A 23,030-nucleotide genomic window follows, 5' to 3' on the forward strand; every position below is an offset into this window, starting at 1 on the left:
ATCCACTCTTGGCCATTTGCATCAACGAACTTTCATTAACGAACCTTGAGCGTTGCGAGGCCGAGCAGCACCAGCACCACGGTAATGATCCAAAAACGCACGATTACCCGCGGCTCAGGCCAACCTTTCAATTCATAGTGGTGATGCAGTGGCGCCATGCGAAAGATGCGCCGCCCGGTAAGCTTATAGGACCCCACCTGAAGAATGACCGACACCGTCTCCATGACAAAAATACCGCCCATAATAAACAGCACGATCTCCTGACGCACGATCACTGCCACCACGCCCAACGCAGCCCCTAACGCCAAGGCACCTACGTCGCCCATAAAGACCTGGGCGGGGTAAGTGTTGAACCATAAAAAGCCAAGCCCGGCACCGGCAATGGTGGCACAAAAAACCGCCAGCTCACCGGTACCGGCAATAAACGGAATATGTAAATACTCGGCAAACACCGTATTGCCGCTGGCATAAGCAAACACTGACAAGCCCATGGCCACCAGTACCGTAGGCATAATTGCCAAGCCATCCAGACCATCGGTCAAATTAACCGCATTGGAACTGCCCACAATCACTAGGTAGGTGAGCACGATATAGAATAGGCCCAGCGGCAGTGCGACCTCTTTGAACATTGGCACTAACAAGCTGGTTTCGACCGGCGTTGAGGCAGTCAAATAGAGCAGCACTGCCGCCCCAATCCCCACCACCGACTGCCAGAAATACTTCCAGCGGGCGGGTAAGCCACGCGGATTTTTCTCCACTACTTTGCGGTAATCATCGACCCAGCCGATGGCACCAAAACCTAGAGTGACGCCTAACACCACCCAAATATAAAGATTGGTTAGGTCACCCCATAGCAAGGTACTCATGGCAATGGCCAACAGAATCATCGCCCCACCCATGGTCGGGGTACCCGCCTTGGAAAGATGGGACTGAGGGCCATCGTCACGCACGGATTGACCGATTTGCCCCTCGACCAGTTTGCGGATCATCCATGGCCCCAGCCATAAGCAGAGCATTAATGAGGTGAGAGCGCCTAAAATCACGCGCAGGGTTAAATAATTGACTACCTGAAAATCAGATTGGTACTGCGACAGAAAATTCGCCAAGTGAAGTAACATGAACGGCGTTTACCTTATTTATCCGAACGCAGTGCATTGATGACATGTTCCATGCCCGCACTGCGCGACCCTTTCACCAGCAAGGTGGTGTCCGGCGGCAAAGTATTAGTGACATGACGCGTTAGCGCCTCGTGATCGTTAAAATGCAGCCCACGACCAAAGGCCTCGCTGGCAGCGCGTGCCGCGTCGCCCAGCGTCAACAGCTGATCAATGCCAAGCTCTGCAGCGTAACGGCCAATGTCCGCATGCAGCGCTGCCGACTCGTCTCCCAGCTCGCCCATTACGCCCAACGCACACCAGCGTGGAGCCGGGAAACTTGCCAGCGTATCCAGAGCGGCTTTGACCGCCCCGGGGTTGGCATTGTAAGTATCATCCAGTAGCTTGCCCCCCCGCAAACCGGGCACTACGGTTAGTCTACCCGCTAGCGCTTGCAATGCACCCAAGCGCGTAATGATCTGCTCTGGCGGCACGCCCAGCGCTAATGCCGCGGCAGCCGCAGCTAAGGCATTGCTGACATTATGCTTGCCAAGTAGCGGTAAACGCACTTGGCCCAGCGCCTGACCATGCTGCAGTAGCGTGAAAGCATACCGCCCTTGAGGATCACAGGAAAGCGCTGAGGCGCTGACATCTGCCTGGGGATGAAAGCCAAAGCTAACCACTCGCCTTGGGGCCGCACGCGAAGCCCAAAAGGAGTAGTAGCGATCATCGCGGTTCAATATGGCCGTACCCTGCTCGCTTAGCCCGGCGAGCAGTTCACTTTTCGCCTGGGCGATCTGCCCCATGCCGCCAAACTCACCCACATGGGCGCCGGTGACATTGGTGATAATCGCAATATCGGGCTGTGACAGCGGCGCCGTCCAGGCGATTTCACCCAGATGATTAGCGCCTAACTCTATCACGGCGACTTTGTGCTGTTGGCGCAATCGTAATAAGGTCAGCGGCGCACCGAAATCGTTGTTCAGATTCCCCTCAGTCGCTAACACCTCGCCCAAAGGCGTCAGCAGTGCCGCACACATCTCCTTAACCGTGGTTTTACCACTATTGCCGGTGACCGCTACCAAGGGCCCATGCCATGCACGTCGATGTGCACCGGCTAGCAATCCCAGGGCTAAGCGCGTATCGGGACACACCAACTGGGGTAAGTCGCTGGCAACAGGTGCGTCGACCAACGCCGCTGCCGCGCCAAGCGCATGGGCACGCTCGACAAAATCGTGGCCATCAAAATTGACGCCTTTTAACGCGACAAACAGGCAGCCAGGCTCAATTTTACGGCTATCGGTAACAACCGAGTGAATGATTAACTGTGCACTGCCTGATGGCGCTTCGATGCCGAGCGCGGCGGCCACTTGACCAAGAGCCCAATGCATTACTGCGCTCTCCGCTGAGCAAAAGCGCGTTGAATCTCTTCGCTATCGGCGTAAGGATGGCGCACCCCCTGTATCTCCTGATACGCCTCATGCCCTTTCCCGGCGATCAGCACCACATCCTGGGCGCCAGCTTGTTGAATAGCCGCTACTACGGCCTCGCGACGCTCAGCAATTTCAATCGGCTGCACAGCGGTTGAGAACCCGGTCAGAATCTGCTCACGGATTTGCGCGGCGGATTCATTCCGCGGATTATCGTCAGTGACAACGATGCGATCTGCCAACTGCTCGGCGACCCGGGCCATCTCGGCTCGCTTACCCGTATCACGCTCCCCGCCGCAGCCAAACACACACCACAATTTACCCGCGTCCCCCAAGTGAGCACGTAGCGCCTGAAGGGCACTCTGTAGGGCATCCGGTGTGTGGGCATAGTCCACGACCACACTGGGGGCGTCCACATCGCCATAGCGCTCCATACGCCCCGGCACCGGAGAAAGTGTTGTCGCTGCATCAAACAGCGCATCGAGGGATTCACCTAACCCATACAGCACAGCCATCGCCAGCAGGACGTTATCTAAATTAAAGCGTCCCATTAACGTTAAGCGCAGCATTTTCTCGCCGTCGGGGGTCGCAATCATTGCCTGCTGCCCCTGCTCGAACGCCTGCCAGTCCAGCACCCGCAGCGTAACAGCCTCGTCTTGCCCAGTGGCCAGCACACGTACGCGGCTACTAGAACCAGCCAGCATTAAGCGCGCCAAGGGGTCATCACCATTCACCACCGCCAAGCTAAGCTCAGAACGGCGAAACAGCTTGGCTTTCGAGGCCGCATAGGCCGCCATGCTGCCGTGATAATCTAAATGGTCGCGGGTCAGATTGGTAAACACCCCTACACTAACGTTGACCGCTTCCAACCGGTACTGATCCAGAGCGTGGGAAGAGGCTTCGAGGGCAACGCGCTTCACCCCCTGTTGGGCCAACTCACCCAGCGTCGCCTGCAGCGCCAAGGGGCCAGGCGTGGTTAAGCCACTATCGCTCAGTTCGCCAGGACGCCCCACGCCTAAGGTGCCGACAAGACCCGCAGGTGTTCCCAACGCTTCGCTGAGGGCAGCAATATAGTGAGTAACAGAGCTTTTACCATTGGTACCGGTCACCGCAATGACTTCCAGATCACTAGGCACCTGGTACAGCGCCCTACCTAGCTCACCTAAGCGCGACGACAAATGTGGCAGTTGCAACACCCGCCCTTCAAGCTGTACATCGCCGTGAGCCCCCTGCGCTAAAACAAGCGAAGCCCCAGCTTCAAGGGCTTGCTCAATGAAATCGCGTCCGTCACGCTGACTGCCGGGCACGGCCACGAAAATGTCGCCCTTGGCAAGCTTGCGCGAGTTCATTTCAATGCGCACCTGATCCGGCAGCTTGGGCAGGTCAGCGGGCAGTGGTGACTTGGGCCATACTTTCGCGAGTGCCGTTAATATTTCGCCTGGACTCAGCGTCATGCCATCTCCTTAAAAAACTACTCCGCCTCGTGATCCGGCGGGACGTCCAGCAAGCGTAAAGCATTCCCCGTCACGCTGGAAAAAACCGGTGCGGCAACGGCGCCGCCATAAAATTCGCCTGCTTTGGGGTGATCAATCATTACCACTGTGACAATGCGCGGGTCGGAAATAGGCGCAATACCGGCAAAAACGCTGCGGTAGGCATCGGTGGTATAGCCCTGCTGGCCTATTTTGCGCACCGTGCCCGTTTTTCCGCCAACACGATAACCCTCGACACGAGCTCGCCGCCCGCCGGTATAGGCCGCAACGGAAGTTTCCAGTATTCGCAACAGGTCATTGGCAACCGTGGGCTCTATCGCGGGGATGCCTTGGGGTGGCTCAGAAAGGCGTAACAGCGAAGGCGGCAGACGCACGCCATCATTGGCTAGCGCCGTGTAAGCACTCGCCAACTGCACCGCTGACACGGATAGGCCGTAACCGTAGGAGAGCGTCGCCCGCTCGCTGCGCGACCAGCGAACTGGCGCCGGTAAGCTGCCAGTGGACTCGCCAGGAAAACCGGTTCCGGGTGCCTGCCCCAGCCCTAACTGGTTATACTTTTCCCAAATCGCCGTATCGCTCAACCGCAGTGCTAGTCGGGACATCCCCACATTCGAAGAGTGTTCCAGAATGCCAGCCAAATCCAGTTCGCCATAATTACGGAAATCGCGAATGGTGAACTGATCCAATCGCATCCAACCGGGCGAGGTATCGACCACAGCGTCGCGATCCACCACGCCACTCTCTAACACGGCAGCCATGGCCAGCGGCTTCATCACCGAACCGGGCTCAAATACATCGACCAACGCTTGGTTACGTAACCCACGCGGATCAAGCCCCGCTCGGTTGTTAGGGTTGTAGGAGGGCAAGTTAGCCATAGCCAACACCTCTCCCGTACGGGCATCCATCATCACCAGCACGCCACCATCAGCCTCATTCTCAGCCACCGCTGCGCGCAGCTCCCGGTAAGCCATATACTGGATGCGTTGATCAATAGAGAGGGTCAGTTCGCCCCCTGGCTGGGCTTCGTCAATAACGCCCAGCTCGCGCACCAAGCGCCCGCGACGATCTTTAATGACCCGCCGCTGACCTGGTCGCCCTGCCAGGTAAGGCTGATAAGCAAGCTCCAGGCCTTCCTGACCGACATCGTCAACGTTGGTTACCCCCAGCAGTTGAGCGGCAACCTCGCCAGCGGGATAGTAGCGTTTATATTCACGCTGCGGGTAAACGCCGGGCGTGCGCAGGTTTAGAATCTGCTGGGCCGCCGCGGGGGTCATCTGACGGCGTAAATACATGAACTCATGCTCGCTGAAGCGCGCCACCCGCGCCTCGAAGTCACCCAGCGTCATACCCAGCGCCTGGGCCAGCATTACACGCTGTATAGCATCGTCGGGTAGTTCTTGCGGATTGGCCCAGAGGGTGACCACTGGTGTGGAAATCGCCAACGGTTCGCCATTGCGGTCTGTAATCATGCCGCGGTGGGCAGGGATCGTTTCGTGACGAAGAGTACGCGCGTCGCCCTGGCTTTGCAGAAAGGGTCGGTCAATGACCTGCAGCAAGGTAATCCGACCAATCAAAATAGCCGATGCCAAGCCAATCGCAAGCAGAATAAACATGAACCGCCCGCTGCCGAGCGGAGGGGCAATCGGCGCCTGACGCGAGGTACCGCCTCGACGTTCGCTTCTCATGGTCGAATCACCTCAACATCATGGACATCGGGGATTCGCATACCCAGGCGGTCAGTGGCAATTTGTTCAATACGGGCAGGTGTCGACCATGCTCCCTCCTCGAGCAGCAGTTGCCCCCACTCCGTTTGCAGCTGGTTCTCTTCTTGCTCCAGCTGTTGCAGCTGAGCAAATTGAACCCGCGTCATATGGGTAGTGACAACCACGCCCAGCCCGGAGGCCATGCAGAGTAGAAAGAGTAGCGTAATAGCTACCGGCCAGGCGCGTAAACGCAGCCTGAAAGGCCATTCGGTGCGTAGCGTGGTTGCCCACTGCTCAATCCGATCCATGCTCATGATGACATTTACATCCGTTTGCGTGCAGCCCGCATGACGGCGCTACGTGCGCGGGGATTGGCATCCACTTCCTCCTCGCTTGGCCGCACACCTTTGCCTAGCGCTTCAAGACGCCGATTCATTTGATCATCGCGAATCGGCACCCCTCGCGGCAAGTCGGTATCGCCGCGGACATGGTGGCGAATAAAGCGCTTCACGCGACGATCTTCCAACGAGTGAAAGCTGATAACCACTAAGTGACCACCAGGTGCCAGCGTCTCTAGCGCGGCGTCTAAAGCACTGTCTAACTGCTCCAGCTCGCCGTTGACGAAAATACGCAGCCCTTGAAACGCTTTGGTGGCAGGATGGCGTCCCTTTTCCCAGGCGGGGTGGGCTACTTTTAATACCTCGGCCAAATCCACCGTGTGGGTAAACGGCTTCTCGACCCGGCGAGTGACCACAGCGCGGGCCAAACGTTTGGCATAGCGCTCTTCGCCGTAGGTTTTAAACACGTAGGCAATGTCTGCTTCACTGGCCCGGGCCAGGAAATCAGCCACACTTTGCCCTTGGTTAGGATCCATACGCATATCTAGCGGGCCATCGCGCATAAAGCTGAAGCCGCGCTCGGGGTCATCTAGTTGAGGCGACGACACGCCAACATCGAGTAACACACCGGAAAGCTTGCCAAATACGCCCTGTTCACGGGCAAACTCGGCGAGCTGAGCAAATTCTCGCTGGGCAATCTGAAAGCGTGGATCGTCTATGTCAGCGGCCGCGGCAATCGCTTGGGGATCGCGATCCATCGCAAGCAGTTGGCCCTGAGCATCCAGACGATCAAGGATCAAGCGTGAGTGACCGCCCCTCCCAAAGGTGCCATCTAAATAGACGCCTCGCGCATCGTGCACCAGAGTATCGACAGCACCTTCCAGTAGTACGCTGGTATGGCGAAAGCAGTTAGCAACCTGTTCAGCGTCAGGAGAAGGCATGTTTTTCTCACACAAAATGATAGTGACAGCGTACAGCGTACAGCGTAATAAAGAGCGTGCGGACACGCTCTGGTACGTAAGTGGGGGAGTCGGCCGATAAGCCGGGTTCTGTCGTGGACAGCCATTCCTCTAGGCGCTGCGTTACCACAGCGCTCAAGCAACCTACCCGGATCCAGCGCGGGCCACGCCATTGGATCCCTATTTGGTCTTGCTCCGAGTGGGGTTTACCATGCCACGCACTGTTACCAGGCGCGCGGTGCGCTCTTACCGCACCCTTTCACCCTTACCGGCCCCGAAAGGCTTAGGCGGTCTACTCTCTGCTGCACTTTCCGTCGGCTCACGCCGCCCAGGCGTTACCTGGCACTCTGCCCTATGGAGCCCGGACTTTCCTCCCCCAACACCTTTTAAGGGGTATTAGCGGCGACTGTCTGGCCAACTCCGGCGGCAAGCATACCAGCGCCCTCGACTTGCCTCAATGCTCACCTTTGATTGCTTGCAAACGCGCGTACCAGACTTGCTTACGACCACCAAGCATTCGCGCGGCAATTGCAGCGCCCTGTTTCACACCAACCCCCTCTGACAGCAGTGCCTCCAGCAAGGCGTCCGCTGATATATCCTGATGCTCACTCTGCTCAACCGGCGGAGCCCCGGCAACAATCACCACGAATTCACCGCGGGCTTGATTAGGGTCGGCAGTCAATTGCTCCAGTAACGATGCAGGCGTACCGTGCAAAAACGTTTCGAAGGTTTTAGTGAGCTCACGCGCCAATACCACATCGCGATCCGCCATTTGCGCCTGTAACGCTTCAAGGGTATGCACGATACGATGGGGAGATTCATAAAACACCAGCGTCTCTTCGCGGGTTTTCCAACTCTCCAATGCTTGGCGTCGTGCGCCTGGCTTGGCAGGCAGAAAACCGGCAAACACAAAGCGGTCTGTTGGCAGGCCTGCCCCTGACAGCGCAGTAATCAGCGCACAGGGGCCGGGGATAGGCACAATATGGCGATTGCGCGCCCTCAGTTCACGTACCAGCACAAAGCCGGGATCGCTAATCAACGGTGTGCCGGCGTCACTGATCAGGGCGATGTCTTCACCTGCAGCGAGATAACTATCCAAAGCCTCTACCCGGCGCGCCTCGTTGTGCTCATGTAAAGAGAGCATGGGCTTGTTTAGCCCCAAGTGCGCCAACAGGCGGCCACTATGGCGAGTATCTTCAGCGGCAATTCGTGTCACTTGGCCCAGCACCCGAGCGGCACGCGCGGTTAAGTCATCCAAATTCCCAATTGGCGTGGCAACCACGTACAATGTACCCGGATTATCGTCTGTCATTGTTGACTCTCAATTCGTTGATGGCTTGCCCTGCTGGTGCGCTATGCTTGTGCAGTGGCTTGGTCAATCGCTGACAAGCAGCGACAGCGCAAATGGAAACCTAAGGAAGGATACATGAAACAGTCATTACGTGGCTTACTCGCCGCTGCCCTTGTGGCATTTCTCGTTGCTGGCTGTGCGATGCAATCGCCTAGCGTGGTAGATCGAGTGCCCGATGAAAACCCTGGCCAGCTACTCAGCCAAGCGGAACAGCAAGCGCCAGAGCAAGCCGCAAAAACACGCCTGGAAGCGGCTAATATTCTGGCCCGTCAAGGTGAGCGCGACAGAGCCTTCGAAACCGCCGATGGGATTGATGAAAGCTTGCTCTCAGAACCCGACCGGGTACGCTGGGCACTGCTATTTTCCGAGCTTGCCCGCGCGTTGAATGAACCCCGTGCCGTGCTGCGCGCCACTCAGGTACTCGGCGACGAGCTGCCGATGCAGGCTAACCAGCAGGAGCGGCTTGAAGAACGCCAGCGCTGGGCCCGTGAGGCGCTTGATCAGCCCAGCGGCGCAGTGAGCGTTGCGCTGCCAGAGCTTGAGGGTCAGGAAATACGCCGCATCGTGGTAGCACTGCCCGAATCAGGCCCGCTTAGCAGCGTCGCCAATACTATCGCTTCGGCTATGCGGCAGCACCATGACGCCAAGGGCAGCAACGTCGAGCTAAGCTTCCTGGACACCTCGCGCTACTCGATGGATGAGCTCTATGACCGCGCCCAACAAATGAATGCGCAGTTAATTATTGGCCCACTGGATAAGGATCGAGTTACCCAGCTAGAAGAGCGCGATAGCGTGCTGCTCCCTACACTGGCACTCAACTATGGTAGCGGTGATAACAATCAAGCCCAGCGACTCTTCCAGTACGGCCTTTCAGCTGAAGACGAAGCACGCCAAGTTGCCCGCCGCGCCTGGCAGGACGGGCACCGCCAAATGTCCATGATGGTTCCGGATAACGGCTGGGGCCGACGCGTAGGCGAAGCCTTCTGGAATGAGTGGCATAGCCAGGGTGGCGAAATCACCAACGCCGTGCGCTATAACCCGGATAGCTCGGTCTCCAATGCCGTACAAACCGCGCTCAGTGTTAGCGGTGATCGCGCGCGCCTAGGCAATATTGACGCCCTATTCCTGCTCGCACTGCCCGAGTATGCGCGCCAGGTACCGCCGACTATGGATTACTACTACGCTCCCAATCTGCCGATCTATGCCACCTCACACTTGCATGAAGGACGCCTGCAGACACGCCTTGACCAAGATCTAAACGATGTCATGTTCGTTGATATCCCCTGGCAAATCCCCGACGCCGCCGTTGGTGGCGAAGAGGCTCTGCCCTTTGCATCTACCTACCAAAGCCTGCGGGATGAATCAGACGCCTCCATGTTCCGCCTGATGGCAATGGGCGTTGATGCTTACGAGCTGGCTATCCGCTTTTCCAACCTTGGCGAGCTGAACGGCCTTCATGGCAGCACCGGCACTCTCTACTTAAGCGACGATGGTCGCATCTACCGCGAGCTGCCCTGGGCGAAATTCCAGAATGGCGTTCCATCACCTATTTTAATTCCTAACCTGATCGAAAGTGACGACTAACGCCCACACTGCCCGTGCCCGCGGCGCAGCCATTGAGCAGCTTGCCGCTCAATGGCTGCGCCAACAGGGGCTCACCCTTGTCACGCAGAATCATTACGTGAAAGGGGGTGAGCTTGACTTGGTAATGCGCGATGGCGATATTCTCGTCTTTGTTGAGGTCAAACACCGCACCACGACGCGCTACGGTCACCCGCTGGAAACCGTCACTTATCAGAAACAACAGCGCCTGGTGCGTGCAGCACGGCTTTATATCGCCCGCGGCGGGCTTTCTTCACCCTGCCGCTTTGATATCCTGGCCATAACGGGTAAGCCGCCCAACCTTGAGTTTCACTGGGTAAAAGCTGCCTTTGATGCCTTTTGACTGTTTTTTAAAGCTGTTTTTATAAACCGGCTTTAAAAACGGTCTTTAAAAAACACTCTTTATCACTATTCAACCAGGAAGCCCTGATGGACTTTCAATCTCGGATACTCGGCCACTTCAACGCTAGCATCGACACCAAGACGTACGCCAGCGAAGTACTTCCGCCGTTCATTGAAGTGGCTAGCCAAATGATGGTGCAGTGCCTTGTCAGCGAAGGAAAAATTCTTGCCTGCGGCAATGGCGGCAGCGCTGGTGACAGCCAACACTTCTCCTCTGAACTGCTCAACCGCTTTGAGCGAGAACGCCCTAGCCTACCCGCACTGGCACTCACCACTGATACGTCCACGCTCACTTCAATCGCAAACGACTATAGCTACAACGAGGTGTTTTCAAAGCAGATTCGCGCCCTCGGGCAGCCCGGTGATGTACTCTTGGCCATCTCCACCAGTGGCAATTCGGGCAATATTGTGCAGGCCATTCAAGCCGCCCATGATCGCGATATGACCGTAGTTGCCCTTACCGGCCGCGACGGTGGCGATATGGCGTCACTGTTAGGCCAGGATGACTGCGAGATTCGCGTCCCGGCGACATCAACGGCCCGCATCCAGGAAGTTCACCTGCTGGTGATTCACTGTTTATGCGATCTTATCGATGAACAGTTGTTTGGCAGCGCTTAGTCGCCATTTGTACTGTGTTAACAACCACGATGTCTTTAACTGCTAGCATCAAAGGAGTCATACGATGACCCAACGCCTCTCCCCCCGCGGCTTCATGGCCGTTGCGCTTTGCGCGGCACTCTTCATTACCGGCTGCGCTAACAACTCAGCCTCCAATCAGTCCAACTATGCTCAGCGTAGCGACGATGTTGAAGCCATCGACACCACCATTGAGCGTGAAGTTGATGACGCGTTAAAGCGTGCTGACGCCCGGCTAGGCGATGCCCGCATTCGTGCCCACAGTTATAACGGCGTTGTGCTCCTGGTGGGCCAAGTACCCAGTGAAGAGCTTCGCGATATGGCGGGTGAAGTTACCAGCAACCTACGCGGTGTTACTGACATCCACAACGAACTCACCATCGCCGCTCGCCTACCGGCCAGCCAGCGCCTGACCGACACATGGCTCACCACGAATGTCGTCAGCCACCTGGCAACCAACGACCGCATCGACTCTTCAAAAATCAAAGTCACCACCGAAAATGCCAGCGTATATCTGATGGGCCGCGTGACCCGGGAAGAGGCTGACCGTATCGTCAATGCCGCTTCCTCGGTTGGTGGTGTACAACGAATCGTAAAAGTATTTGATTACCTAGACTAATCCACTGTTTTCCCATTGCGTTTTAGCAGCCACAAAAAAGCCTCGCTTAATAAGCGAGGCTTTTTTGTGGGCGGCACACCCCAGGGTGTTATTTAACGACCCGCAGGGTGGGTTTTTTCTTCGTCTTGCTCTTAGCTTGAGACTCTTTTTCAGACGTATCCGCTGACGCCGTTGAGTCACTGTCACTCTTTTCGGAGACGGGCTCTGTGATCGACAGCTCAGGCTTACTAGAGGGCTTCTCTTCGTCCTCAATAGCGCCAAAAGAGTCGGCTCCATCACCTAGCTCAGGCTCATGACCAAAGACCATTCCTGCACCGTTCTCACGGGCGTAAATAGCGATTAAGGCCGGAGTCGGTATCATTACCTGCATAGGCTGCCCGCCAAAGCGCGCATTAAAGCCTATCGCCTGATTCTCCATAAAAAGATCACGTACTGCAGTCGGCGCCACGTTCAAAACGATCTGACCGTTTTGAACAAACTGACGGGGCACCTCAACGCCAGGCAAGGTAGCATCAACCACCAGGTAAGGCGTTAGCTCATTATCCAGCAACCACTCATAGAGTGCTCGGGCGAGATAGGGGCGACTCGATTTCATCTAGACTCCCTCCTCCTTACAAGAAAGGCTCCCTGCCCTTATCAAGCACAAAGGAGCCAAATGAATTCAAGCGCGCATCTCTTTTTCACGCTCACTTAAAGATGCCTTGAACGCTTCACGCTCGAATACTCGCGACATGTAGGACAGCAGCGGCTTAACCTGCTTCTCGGGCAATTCGATATTGAGTTCCGGCAAACGCCACAATACAGGCGCTAAACAACAATCCACCAGCGTAAACTCTTCGCTCATGAAGTAAGGCATATCCTCGAAAATTGGCGATATGCCGATCAGACTTTCACGCAACTCTTTACGCGCTTTATCTGCCTCTTTCTTTCCACCACTGCGAATCAGGTCGACCATTGGGCACCACTCGCGCTCAATGCGGTGCATCCATAGGCGGCTTTGCGCACGCGCTACTGGATAAACAGGCAATAGCGGAGGATGCGGGAAACGCTCATCCAGGTACTCCATCATAACTTTGGACTCATACAGCACCAAGTCACGATCTAACAGCGTCGGTACGCTGTTGTACGGATTGAGGTCTGCCAGCTCTTCCGGTGGTTTTTCGTCGAGTACATCGACGATGTCGACGGCAACCCCCTTCTCGGCCAGCACAATGCGCACACGATGACTGAAATGATCATCACTGCCTGAGTAAAAGATCATCGACGACCGTTTGGCCACAACACCCATGAAAGCATCCTCACATCAAAACAATCTTGGATAATAACACGCCAGCGCTACCTTAGGGGAAGCCAGCTTGCTTTGCTTTACTGCCATGCTGACAAGCAAAAGGCGCACGACTTACGCCGTGCGCCCCACTGACCATCAGCTACTGCTAATTAGTGGATATCTCGCCAGTACTCGCGCTTGAGCAGGTAAGCAATCACACCAAAAATGAAAATAAAGATCAGTACTTTAGGTGCCAGCGCCTGTGCTTGAAGCTTGGAGGGCTCACCTACATAAGCCAGGAAGTTAGTAAGATCATACATCGCCTCCTCAAATTCCGCAGGTTCGAGCTCCCCCGGCTCGGTCACTTGCAGCACGTTACAAGACTGATACTTGCCCGATAACGCATCCGGTTCTTGCCCTTCTACCGGGTGATCGGTTTCAGCACACACCAGCTCTTGCACGCCCTGCAGAGGCTCTAACACGTTCGGCATTGCCACTAGGTCAAACACCGTATTGTTAACGCCCGTGGGACGGCTAGGATCTTTGTAGAAACCGAGCAAATAAGAGTAAATCCAATCGGTCCCACGCACACGCGTCTTGAGCGACAGGTCGGGCGGCGGCGCACCAAACCAACCCTCCGCATCACCGCTATTCATGGCGTTATGCATTTGATCGTTGTAAGCCAAATCTGACGAGAAAATCAAATTCTCTTCAACCAAATCCTGAGGCATCCCCAAGTCGTCTGCCGCACGCGAAAAGCGTTGATAGTTAAGCGAGTGACAGCCCATGCAGTAGTTAACATAGAGCTTCATGCCATTTTGCAACGAGGCCTGATCATGCAGATCAGGATCCATCGAGTGAGGCACACTTGCGCCCCCCGCAGCCATCGCGGTTACTGGCACTAAGGCGAAAAGGAGTCCAAATAGATACTTTTTCATTAGCCAGTCACCCTTTCCGGAACGGGTTTAGTCTTCTCCAGCTTGGTGTAGAACGGCATCAAGACAAAGAAGGCGAAATAGATCACGGTGCACGCCTGGGCTAGCAGTGTTCTACCCTCTGTCGATGGCAACACACCTAAAACACCCAGGATGACAAAACTGATAGCAAACAGCAGCAGCATGACTTTCGACATCCAGCCTTTGTAACGCATAGAGCGCACGGGGCTACGATCCAGCCAGGGCAGAACAAACAGGATTGCAATCGCCGCGCCCATAAAGATAACCCCTAGGAACTTGGCGTCTAAACCAAAGACCGAGAAGGTGATGGCGCGGAGAATGGCGTAGAACGGTGTCATATACCAAACGGGGGCAATGTGATCTGGTGTCTGCAGCGGGTTCGCCTGATCAAAGTTAGGCCGCTCAATAAAGTAGCCACCACCTTCGGGGAAGTAGAACACCACTACGCAGAAAACGAAAAGGAACACTGCCACACCGACAAGGTCTTTCACCGTGTAGTAAGGGTGGAAAGGAATTCCATCCAACGGCACACCAGCCTCATCCTTCTTCTGCTTGATATCAATGCCGTCCGGGTTATTCGAGCCCACCTCATGCAAAGCAATGATGTGCAGCACAACCAGTGCCAGAATAACGATTGGCAGCGCAACCACATGCAGTGCAAAGAAGCGGTTTAGGGTAATGCCTGAAATCAGGAAGTCACCACGCACCCACTGTGCCAGGTCAGGGCCGATCGCCGGAATCGCTGAGAACAGCGAGATAATCACCTGCGCCCCCCAGTAGGACATTTGCCCCCACGGCAGCAGATAACCCATAAAGGCTTCCGCCATTAGCACCAGGTAAATAGTCATGCCGAAGACCCACACTAACTCGCGCGGGGCTTTATAAGAACCGTACAAAAGGCCACGGAACATATGCAGATAGACAACGAGGAAGAAGGCGGAGGCCCCCGTGGTGTGCATATAGCGAATCAACCACCCCCATTCCACATCACGCATGATGTATTCGACGGAATCGAAGGCACCTTCAGCTGAGGGGTTAAAGCTCATGGTCAACCAAACCCCGGTGAGGATTTGGTTGACCAGCGCCAGCAGCGCTAACGAGCCAAAGAAGTACCAGAAATTGAAGTTTTTCGGCGCGTAATATTTGGAGAGGTGCTCTTGCCACATCTGAGTAGCAGGGAAGCGATCATCCACCCAACGCATGAGGCCTTTTTCCGCCTTGGCTTTATTCGGATTACCCATTAGGCAGTCTCCTCATCTTCGCCGACGATAATGATATCGTCATTCTCAAAGCGGTAGGGTGGAACCTCAAGATTGGTCGGCGCAGGAACGTTGTTAAATACGCGACCAGCCAAATCAAAGCGGGAACCGTGGCATGGGCAGAAGAAACCACCCGGCCAGTTATCAACGCCTACGCCCTCTGCGTCGGGTTCAGGCCGGAATAACGGCGAACAGCCTAGGTGAGTACAAATACCGATCAACACCCCAATCTCGGGCTTGATAGAGCGCAATCCACCCTCGATATAAGCGGGCTGTTGTGGCTCTTCCGAATCCGGATCGGCCAGTTGCTCACCGCTCAGCGACTCAGTACGCTCGATCATTTCCGGCGTGCGATTAATGATCCATATTGGCCGACCACGCCACTCAACGGTCATACGCTGCCCAGGCTCAAGCTTGGAAATATCTGCTTGAACGGGAGCACCCGCCGCTCTTGCTTTGGCACTAGGCTGCCAAGAAGCCACAAAGGGTACCGCTACCCCGACAGCACCTACCGCACCCACAACGGAGGTGGCGCCTACGAGGAAACGGCGTCGGCCTTTGTTTACGCCGTTATCTGCCATTTCAGGTTTCTCCCATCAGCTTACCCGTTCCGCCACAAAGGCATCTTGCGGCGACGAATATTAATTACGCTCTATGGTAAAAAAACAAAGCGCTGTGCACAAGAACAACCGCTCGTGACCATAGTGGTACGAGCAATATAATTTTTTGATATTCCAATAAAAAACGCCCAGGTCGATGACCTGGGCGTTTTCCCGCATAGCGTAAAAATTAACGCTTCGAGAACTGCGGACGACGACGTGCTTTGCGCAGACCGACTTTCTTACGTTCAACTTGACGTGCATCACGCGTTACGTAGCCAGCGGCACGTAGCGAAGGACGCAGGTCTTCATTGTAGTTCATCAGGGCACGTGTAATGCCGTGACGGATCGCACCAGCTTGAGAAGAACCACCACCACCAGCGACAGTCACGAAGATGTCAAACTGGTTCAGGGTTTCAGTCAGTTCAAGCGGCTGGCGAACAACCATACGACCGGTAACACGACCAAAATAGAGGTCAAGGTCTTGGTTGTTGACAGTAATTTTGCCAGAGCCCGGCTTCATAAACACGCGAGCGGTGGAAGTCTTGCGGCGCCCGGTACCGTAATACTGCTGTGTCATGGCGAAGATTTCCTCAGAGGTTCAGTTCAAGCGGCTGTTGGGCAGCATGCGGATGCTCGTCGCCAGCGTACACTTTCAACTTCGTGTACATGGCACGGCCCAAGGGACCTTTCGGCAACATACCTTTAACGGCAGACTCAATGATACGCTCGGGCGCATGATCAAGCATTTTGTCGAATGTCATAGAGCGCAGACCGCCCGGGTAACCAGTGTGGCGGTAATAGGTTTTAGCCTTCGCCTTATTACCAGTTACGTGGACTTTCTCTGCGTTGATCACGACGATGTAGTCGCCAGTATCAACGTGAGGGGTAAATTCGGGCTTATGCTTGCCACGTAGGCGGCGAGCAATCTCGGTTGCCAGACGACCGAGCGTTTTGTCCGTAGCGTCGACTACATACCAGTCGCGCTGGACGGACTGCGGCTTAGCACTGAACGTCTTCATGGATGAAATCACCAGATTAAATGTATTGGGTGACTTACACCGTTGTACGGCGAAGCACCATCCCTATTCTTTTTGGTTGCTGGTTTAACCCAGCAACATGCAGCGAGGCGGCATTCTACAGTAAGGCTACTGACAAGTTAAGCCGTATCGTGACTTTTTTACTGAGCCGACATCCCGTCAGGCTTTAAGGCTTATGCGCCAACGCCAAGTACTCCTTGGACTGCATCTCTTGTAGGCGCGACAAAGTCCGCTGGAACTCGAACGTTAGCTTGCCATCGCTATACAGCTCTTCAATCGGCGCTTCCGCGGACATCAGTAGTTTGACGCCACGATCATAAAACTCATCGACCATATTGATGAAGCGGCGTGCCTGATCATCCTGCTTGGCATTCATACGCCTCACATTGGAAACCAGCACTGTATGAAACTCCCTGGCCAGTTCAATATAGTCATTTTGACTGCGCGGCCCGTCACACAGCTCAAGAAACTCAAACCAAGCGACATCATCATGCAGCCGACGCGTTTTCAACACACGGTGGTTTACCTCTAGCGACGCCTCTGACTCGCCTTCGTGCCCGGCTATTTCCCGAAAGCTGCGCGATAGTTCGCGCTCAGCCGCTTCATCCAGCGGCGAGTAGAAGATGGCCGCACGCTCCAATGCGCGCAGTCGATAATCCACCCCTGAATCGACATTAACCACCTCACAATGACGATTCACAAGCTCAATGGCTGGCAAAAAGCGCGCCCGCTGCAGGCCATCTTTATATAAATCATCAGGTACGATATTAGAGGTCGCCACCAATACCACTCCGCGCTCAAATAACGCCTCTAGCAAGTTGGCAAGAATCATCGCATCGGTAATATCTTTGACGAAAAATTCATCAAAGCAAATAACACGCGCCTCAGTGGCAAACTTACCCGCGATTAGGGTCAGTGGATTCTTTTCACCTTTATAGTGGGTCAGCTCGTTATGGACACGCTGCATAAAGCGGTGAAAATGGGTACGCATTTTGTCGGGAAAGGGCAAGGCTTCATAAAAGGTATCGACCAAGTAGGTTTTGCCCCGCCCTACCCCACCCCAAAAATAGAGGCCTTGGATATCAGGCAAGACAGGCTCATCAGCCAATGAGGATTTCTTGCCCATGAAACCCGCCATCTTGGCTTTTAACCCTTTATGGAGCCCCTTATTCGCAACCAGAGCTTTGGGAACGGTTGTTGGCGCAGCGACAAGCTCATCATAGAGCCGCTGTAGATGCTTTACGGCCAACTCCTGCGCTGCATCATATTGAAAATCATCGCGCTCTAAGTCCGCCCGATAGCGCTCTATAGGCGATGCAGGGCGCGTTTTTGACGATGCCCTACTCGCAGTTGTTGATGACATGCACTCGCCTCCCACAGCATGTAAGGCAGCCGCCAGTACATGACTGGCAACCTTGAAAAGGTTGTGATTATACCTGTAGAGACATCTAAGCGCATGAGCGGATTGACCCAACCGGCTGAGTGACGCCTATAATGGCAGCCTGTTTGATTCTTAAGCTGCTAGCATATGCAGCCTCTAAATCATTATATTCAAGGCGCCAGGGAGAACACTGTGGACGCGAGCTCACCATTAACGTTTGCCATAATCGGTTTTATCGTCGGCCTGATCATTGGAGCGGTTGCTTATCGCCTCTTCAGCAAAAGCCAGCGTGAAGCGGCTTCCATGCGCCAAAAGCTACTCGAACGCGAGCACCAGATTGCCGAGATGAAGAGCAGCGTGGGCAGCCATTTAACGGGTATTTATCAACGCCTAAGCAATATACGCGATGAAGCCAACCAGCTTGAGCTTCAACTGAAAGAGGACGCCGCGGAGTGGGATATTCGCGACGCTGCTATTCAGCCTAGCCTTGATCTCTCGGGTATTGATCCAGCGCGCGAGCAGCAGACGACGGCAGACGCCAGCTCCCCTTCGACGCCACGTGACTACGCGGATGGTAAGGGCGGCACGCTGTCAGAAGACTTTGGCTTGAAGAGCAATGAGGCGGCGACACCACAGCCACCGCGCTACTAATAATGATTGATCAGCCCCGGCTCCTGTTATCGGTGATCCGGGGCATTTAATGCGTTAAGCGGGATTATCAATATCCACAAAGCGGTGCTCAACGTCATACTCATCGCTTAGCCACTCGCCCAGCGCCTGAACACCATAACGTTCAGTGGCATGGTGCCCGGCGGCGATATAATGAATACCCATCTCCCTCGCCAGGTGAGTGGTTCGCTCGGATATCTCACCCGATACAAATACCTGTGCGCCCGACTCATAGGCGTCGGTGATCATGTCCTGCGCACCACCGGTACACCAGGCGATGCGCTCAATATCTCCCACCTGCGGGGCTTCAATGACCAACGGCTTGCGCTGTAAGGTTTGCGCTATTTGCGCTGCCAGCTTACTGACTGAGTGTGGCTGCGGTAATCGTCCTGACCACAAAAGCCCCTCCCCCAGCGCGCCATCAATGCATCCCTCTACTTTCCACCCCAAGTGACGGGCTAACTCCGCGTTATTGCCCATCTCGGCATGCGCATCCAGAGGCAGATGATACGCTAACAGACTAATGTCATGATCAAGCAGGGTTTTAATCCGCCGCTGCTTCATACCAGTAATCGCCACGGGCTCGTTTTTCCAAAAGTAACCGTGATGCACCAGCACCATATCTGCCTGCCAGGCAACGGCTTCGTCCAGCAGCGCTTGGCAGGCAGTAACACCGGTCATGATGCGCTTGACGTGCTCACTGCCCGCCACCTGTAAGCCATTAATGGTAAAATCTTTAAACTCTGCCGCACGTAACTGATGGTCACAAGCCGCTACTAGTTGATCACGATGAATCATATTGAGTCCTTTATTGATTTAACCGCACCCGTGAGGTAGCTGCTAAGAAAGTGTTACCATAAAACCATTGTAAAACTCGCTGCTTTATATCGCGAACAGCGAGACTGACCCGTTAAGGAATTGATTGCATGCGACGCTACGTGCTGCCTTATCTCTGGCCTGTTATCACTGGCGTACTGCTCGCGGTGGTGATTCTCTTCGCACTCCCCGAGCAGTTGCCCAACCCGTTTCGTGACTCGTCGCCTCAAGCCCCCCAAGTCGCCGCGCCGGTCATCTCGACGACACCAGAAGTGGTAGAACCCAACCCTAGTCGCCCTGCGCCTGAAATTCATCAGGCAGCGCCGCTTTCCCGGAACAAAGGCCCCGTCAGCTATGCTCAGGCAGTGGAGCAAGCCGCGCCGGCGGTAGTAAATATCTACTCATCGCGCATCGTTGAGCGCGACCAGCACCCACTGATGTCAGATCCATTTTTTCAGCAATTTTTTGATAACCAGGGAGATGACGCGACGACCCATCAACGCATGCTCTCAAGCTTGGGCTCTGGCGTTATAGTCAGTGAGGACGGCTACGTACTAACCAATCACCACGTCATCAACGGCGCCGATGAAATCCAGGTCGCTCTGCGCGACGGACGCGAAACCCTGGCAGAGGTGATCGGCACAGATCCTGAAAGTGATTTAGCCGTGCTAAGAATTAACCTGGACGATTTGCCAGTCATTGAACTCACAGACTCAGCCGACGTAGCGGTAGGCGACGTAGCGCTCGCTATTGGCAACCCTTTTGGTGTCGGTCAGACGGTCACCATGGGTATTATTAGTGCCACGGGGCGCAATCATTTAGGGCTAAACGCCTATGAAGACTTTATTCAAACAGATGCGGCTATCAACCCGGGTAACTCAGGTGGCGCGCTGGTCAATCCTGAGGGCGCCATGGTCGGCATTAATACGGCTATTTTCTCGCGCTCAGGTGGCTCCCAAGGCATTGGCTTTGCCATTCCTGCCAACCTTGCCCACAGCATTCTGGATGAACTGGTCACTCAAGGACGGGTAATTCGTGGCTGGTTAGGCATTGAAGCGCAAGCACTATCACGGGAACTGGCAGCCTCTTTTGGACTGCAAACACCCCAAGGTGTGATCGTCGCGGGGGTTGTCAGCGGAGGGCCTGCCGCGGAAGCGGGGCTAGAGCCAGGCGATGTGCTTCTCTCTGTCAATGGCCAGCCTATTCTGGATGCCCGCACCACGATGAGTGAAATCGCCTCTATCGCACCCGGCACCTCGCTACCACTCACCATCGTCCGTAGCGGCGAGCGCCTGGAGATGACCCTCGAAGTGGGCGAACGCCCACTCCCTACCATCCCAATTAATGAAGAGACTCCTGGCCCACGCGACTCGTAGCCTGTTTACAAAACGCGCTGGCGTAGCGCAAAGCGCATTGGCAGTATCAATCGCGAATCCGGTACTCCGCGGAGCGGGCGTGGGCGGTGAGTGATTCACCTCGCGCCAATACCGAGGCGATTTTGCCCAGCTCAGAAGCACCGTCTGCGGAGCAGTGAATAATCGAAGAGCGCTTCTGGAAATCGTAAACCCCCAACGGTGAAGAGAAGCGCGCCGTGCCAGAGGTAGGCAGCACGTGATTTGGCCCGGCACAGTAATCACCCAGCGCCTCGGCGGTGTAACGCCCCATAAAGATTGCCCCGGCATGACGAATATCGTCTAACCACGTCTCGGGGGCAGCCACCGAAAGCTCCAGGTGCTCAGGAGCAATCCGGTTAATCAACGTAATCGCTTCTTGGGCGTCCTGGCAGAGCACTAACGCTCCTCGCTTACGCAGCGACTCACGCACGATCTCTTTGCGCTCTAAGGTCGGCAGTAGCCGCTCAATTGCCGACTCCACAGCATCTAAGTGTCCGGCATCCCAGCTCACCAAGATCGCCTGGGCATCTTCGTCGTGTTCGGCTTGAGAAAATAGATCCATTGCCAGCCAATCGGGATCAGTCTGACCATCGGAAACCACCATAATCTCCGAGGGCCCGGCAATCATATCGATACCCACCTGACCAAATACTGCACGCTTCGCCGTGGCCACATAAATATTGCCCGGCCCAACTATTTTATCGACTCGAGGAACACTTTCAGTGCCGTAGGCAAGGGCGGCTACGGCCTGAGCGCCGCCGATGGTAAACACATAGTCGACTCCCGCCAAGTGAGCCGCTGCCAGCACCAACTCATTGAGCACGCCATCCGGCGTAGGCACGACCATAACGATTTCGCGCACGCCGGCCACATGGGCAGGAATCGCATTCATCAGCACTGACGAGGGATAGGCAGCTTTGCCGCCAGGAACATAAATACCGGCGCGATCCAGGGGGGCAACTTTCTGCCCCAGTACCGTGCCGTCTGCTTCTTCGTATTGCCAGGAGCTGGGCTTCTGACGCTCGTGGTAGCACTTAATCCGCTCGGCGGCGCTGGAAAGCGCCTCGCGCTGCTCAGCAGGCAAGTTATCAAACGCTCTTTTCAACTGCTCGGGCGTTAACTGCAATTCGTCCATCGAGGTAGCCGCAAGTCGGTCAAAACGATTCGTGGCTTCCACTACCGCAGCATCGCCGCGCTGCTTTACACTGGCAAGAATTTCTTCGACCCGCGCCTGCACCGCTTTGTCAGACACCCCTTCCCAATCTAACAGCGCATCAAGTCGATGGTTAAAGGCATCATCGCTTGTCGATAGGCGTGAAATCGTTGCAGTCGTCTGTTTGCTCATGGGTAACCTCACATCATTCGGCAAGCTGGGTCTGACGCTTTTTGACCGCACTGTCCAAGCGCTCTAGTAACGGCTTAATACGCTCATGCTTCATGGTCATGGCGGCCTTATTCACCACCAGCCGGGTGCTGATATGGGCAATAAGCTCACGCGGCTCCATACCATTCGCCCGCAGGGTATTGCCAGTATCGACGATATCGACAATTTCATCGGCGAGATTCATTAACGGCGCCAGTTCCATAGCGCCATAAAGTTTGATCACCTCAGCCTGAATTCCCTGCTCGGCGTAGTAGCGTCGCGCCACGTTAACAAATTTCGTTGCCACCCGACGCCGGGCACGGGCTGGCAACTGGCCGGTCACACCCGCGGTCATCAACTTACAGCGGGCAATTTCCAAATCCAACGGCTCATAAAGCCCTTCGGCACCGTGCTCAAGCAGCACATCTTTACCTGCGATACCGACATCGGCTGCCCCTAGCTGAACGTAGGTGGGCACGTCGGTGGCACGGATAATCACCAGTTTTACGTCGGGCAAGTTGGTATCAAATAGCAGCTTACGACTTTTGCTTAAATCCTCTGCAGGTGTAATACCCGCATCGGCCAGTAGTGGCAGCGTCTCTTCCAGAATACGGCCCTTCGAGAGGGCTAAAATCAGTTGCTTACTCATCGTGTTGCCC

At 55.3% G+C, this 23,030-nt stretch carries 24 protein-coding genes and 1 other RNA gene; 6 read left to right on the forward strand and 19 right to left on the reverse strand.

Annotated elements, in window-relative coordinates; translation table 11 throughout:
* Positions 1-35: 35 nt before the first annotated feature.
* The 8 genes from mraY to rsmI form a co-directional block, all read right to left on the reverse strand.
* On the reverse strand, positions 36-1,118 hold the full coding sequence (gene mraY / locus HALA3H3_RS23055) for a phospho-N-acetylmuramoyl-pentapeptide-transferase (protein WP_022523905.1): 1,083 nt from the start codon (positions 1,116-1,118) through the stop codon (positions 36-38).
* Positions 1,119-1,132: 14 nt separating this feature from the next.
* On the reverse strand, positions 1,133-2,485 hold the full coding sequence (locus HALA3H3_RS23060; protein WP_022523906.1) for a UDP-N-acetylmuramoyl-tripeptide--D-alanyl-D-alanine ligase: 1,353 nt from the start codon (positions 2,483-2,485) through the stop codon (positions 1,133-1,135).
* Positions 2,485-3,978, reverse strand: coding sequence for a UDP-N-acetylmuramoyl-L-alanyl-D-glutamate--2,6-diaminopimelate ligase (locus HALA3H3_RS23065; RefSeq protein WP_022523907.1), 1,494 nt, complete (start codon positions 3,976-3,978; stop codon positions 2,485-2,487). The genes HALA3H3_RS23060 and HALA3H3_RS23065 overlap by 1 nt, the downstream gene beginning before the upstream one ends.
* 17 nt (positions 3,979-3,995) lie before the next feature.
* Positions 3,996-5,702, reverse strand: coding sequence for a peptidoglycan D,D-transpeptidase FtsI family protein (locus HALA3H3_RS23070; protein WP_022523908.1), 1,707 nt, complete (start codon positions 5,700-5,702; stop codon positions 3,996-3,998).
* A complete protein-coding gene (ftsL, locus tag HALA3H3_RS23075) occupies positions 5,699-6,034 on the reverse strand; it encodes a cell division protein FtsL (RefSeq protein WP_022523909.1) in 336 nt (111 codons plus the stop codon). The genes HALA3H3_RS23070 and ftsL overlap by 4 nt, the downstream gene beginning before the upstream one ends.
* A gap of 8 nt (positions 6,035-6,042) precedes the next feature.
* Positions 6,043-6,999, reverse strand: coding sequence for a 16S rRNA (cytosine(1402)-N(4))-methyltransferase RsmH (gene rsmH, locus HALA3H3_RS23080; protein ID WP_022523910.1), 957 nt, complete (start codon positions 6,997-6,999; stop codon positions 6,043-6,045).
* 81 nt (positions 7,000-7,080) lie between these two features.
* Positions 7,081-7,439, reverse strand: an RNA gene (gene rnpB, locus HALA3H3_RS24920) — RNase P RNA component class A.
* A gap of 32 nt (positions 7,440-7,471) precedes the next feature.
* A complete protein-coding gene (rsmI, locus tag HALA3H3_RS23085; protein ID WP_022523913.1) occupies positions 7,472-8,329 on the reverse strand; it encodes a 16S rRNA (cytidine(1402)-2'-O)-methyltransferase in 858 nt (285 codons plus the stop codon).
* Between the two features lie 114 nt (positions 8,330-8,443).
* Here rsmI and HALA3H3_RS23090 point away from each other — a divergent pair, with 114 nt between their 5' ends.
* The 4 genes from HALA3H3_RS23090 to HALA3H3_RS23105 all read left to right on the forward strand — a co-directional run bounded on the left by HALA3H3_RS23090 (position 8,444) and on the right by HALA3H3_RS23105 (position 11,627).
* A complete protein-coding gene (locus HALA3H3_RS23090) occupies positions 8,444-9,952 on the forward strand; it encodes a penicillin-binding protein activator (RefSeq protein WP_022523914.1) in 1,509 nt (502 codons plus the stop codon).
* Positions 9,942-10,313 carry a YraN family protein gene (locus tag HALA3H3_RS23095; RefSeq protein WP_022523915.1) on the forward strand — a complete coding sequence of 124 codons (372 nt, stop codon included), beginning with the start codon at positions 9,942-9,944 and terminating at the stop codon, positions 10,311-10,313. The genes HALA3H3_RS23090 and HALA3H3_RS23095 overlap by 11 nt, the downstream gene beginning before the upstream one ends.
* An 86-nt stretch (positions 10,314-10,399) precedes the next feature.
* The gene (locus HALA3H3_RS23100; RefSeq protein ID WP_007114714.1) at positions 10,400-10,990 is read left to right on the forward strand and encodes a phosphoheptose isomerase; all 591 of its coding nucleotides are present in this window, start codon (positions 10,400-10,402) and stop codon (positions 10,988-10,990) included.
* A gap of 64 nt (positions 10,991-11,054) precedes the next feature.
* Entirely contained in the window at positions 11,055-11,627 is a 573-nt protein-coding gene (locus HALA3H3_RS23105; protein ID WP_022523916.1) for a BON domain-containing protein, read from the forward strand.
* 88 nt (positions 11,628-11,715) lie between these two features.
* On the opposite strand, the gene HALA3H3_RS23110 is transcribed toward HALA3H3_RS23105, so the two are convergent.
* The 8 genes from HALA3H3_RS23110 to zapE form a co-directional block, all read right to left on the reverse strand.
* Positions 11,716-12,222, reverse strand: coding sequence for a ClpXP protease specificity-enhancing factor (locus HALA3H3_RS23110; RefSeq protein ID WP_009287785.1), 507 nt, complete (start codon positions 12,220-12,222; stop codon positions 11,716-11,718).
* A 66-nt stretch (positions 12,223-12,288) separates the two neighbouring features.
* Entirely contained in the window at positions 12,289-12,915 is a 627-nt protein-coding gene (gene sspA / locus HALA3H3_RS23115) for a stringent starvation protein SspA (protein ID WP_007114711.1), read from the reverse strand.
* 149 nt (positions 12,916-13,064) lie between these two features.
* Positions 13,065-13,832: a cytochrome c1 gene (locus HALA3H3_RS23120; protein ID WP_009287784.1), complete on the reverse strand. Its 768-nt coding sequence runs from the start codon at positions 13,830-13,832 to the stop codon at positions 13,065-13,067.
* A complete protein-coding gene (locus HALA3H3_RS23125; RefSeq protein WP_009287783.1) occupies positions 13,832-15,091 on the reverse strand; it encodes a cytochrome b in 1,260 nt (419 codons plus the stop codon). Before HALA3H3_RS23125 ends, HALA3H3_RS23120 begins: the two co-directional genes overlap by 1 nt.
* Complete coding sequence (petA, locus tag HALA3H3_RS23130; RefSeq protein WP_022523917.1) at positions 15,091-15,690, reverse strand: ubiquinol-cytochrome c reductase iron-sulfur subunit; 600 nt, start codon at positions 15,688-15,690, stop codon at positions 15,091-15,093. The genes HALA3H3_RS23125 and petA overlap by 1 nt, the downstream gene beginning before the upstream one ends.
* Positions 15,691-15,898: 208 nt before the next feature.
* Positions 15,899-16,288, reverse strand: a complete 390-nt coding sequence (gene rpsI / locus HALA3H3_RS23135; protein WP_022523918.1) for a 30S ribosomal protein S9 — start codon at positions 16,286-16,288, stop codon at positions 15,899-15,901.
* Positions 16,289-16,301: 13 nt separating this feature from the next.
* Positions 16,302-16,730, reverse strand: coding sequence for a 50S ribosomal protein L13 (gene rplM, locus HALA3H3_RS23140; RefSeq protein ID WP_022523919.1), 429 nt, complete (start codon positions 16,728-16,730; stop codon positions 16,302-16,304).
* A 184-nt stretch (positions 16,731-16,914) separates the two neighbouring features.
* Positions 16,915-18,111: a cell division protein ZapE gene (gene zapE, locus HALA3H3_RS23145; protein WP_022523920.1), complete on the reverse strand. Its 1,197-nt coding sequence runs from the start codon at positions 18,109-18,111 to the stop codon at positions 16,915-16,917.
* 210 nt (positions 18,112-18,321) lie between these two features.
* Here zapE and HALA3H3_RS23150 point away from each other — a divergent pair, with 210 nt between their 5' ends.
* Positions 18,322-18,780, forward strand: coding sequence for a Z-ring associated ZapG family protein (locus HALA3H3_RS23150; protein ID WP_022523921.1), 459 nt, complete (start codon positions 18,322-18,324; stop codon positions 18,778-18,780).
* Between the two features lie 54 nt (positions 18,781-18,834).
* Here the strand turns inward: HALA3H3_RS23150 and HALA3H3_RS23155 are convergent, their stop codons facing one another.
* Positions 18,835-19,596, reverse strand: coding sequence for a Nif3-like dinuclear metal center hexameric protein (locus tag HALA3H3_RS23155; RefSeq protein WP_022523922.1), 762 nt, complete (start codon positions 19,594-19,596; stop codon positions 18,835-18,837).
* A gap of 128 nt (positions 19,597-19,724) precedes the next feature.
* Here HALA3H3_RS23155 and HALA3H3_RS23160 point away from each other — a divergent pair, with 128 nt between their 5' ends.
* Positions 19,725-20,990 (forward strand): Do family serine endopeptidase, encoded by a 1,266-nt coding sequence (locus HALA3H3_RS23160; RefSeq protein WP_022523923.1) that lies wholly within the window; start codon positions 19,725-19,727, stop codon positions 20,988-20,990.
* A gap of 46 nt (positions 20,991-21,036) precedes the next feature.
* Here HALA3H3_RS23160 and hisD read toward each other — a convergent pair whose 3' ends face one another.
* Together hisD and hisG are read right to left on the reverse strand one after the other, a co-directional pair.
* Positions 21,037-22,353 carry a histidinol dehydrogenase gene (gene hisD, locus HALA3H3_RS23165; RefSeq protein WP_022523924.1) on the reverse strand — a complete coding sequence of 439 codons (1,317 nt, stop codon included), beginning with the start codon at positions 22,351-22,353 and terminating at the stop codon, positions 21,037-21,039.
* Positions 22,354-22,366: 13 nt separating this feature from the next.
* A complete protein-coding gene (hisG, locus tag HALA3H3_RS23170; RefSeq protein WP_022523925.1) occupies positions 22,367-23,020 on the reverse strand; it encodes an ATP phosphoribosyltransferase in 654 nt (217 codons plus the stop codon).
* Positions 23,021-23,030 lie beyond the last annotated feature (10 nt).

Source organism: Halomonas sp. A3H3 (genome assembly GCF_000982975.1).
In the GTDB taxonomy this organism is placed as follows: Bacteria; Pseudomonadota; Gammaproteobacteria; order Pseudomonadales; family Halomonadaceae; genus Vreelandella; species Vreelandella titanicae.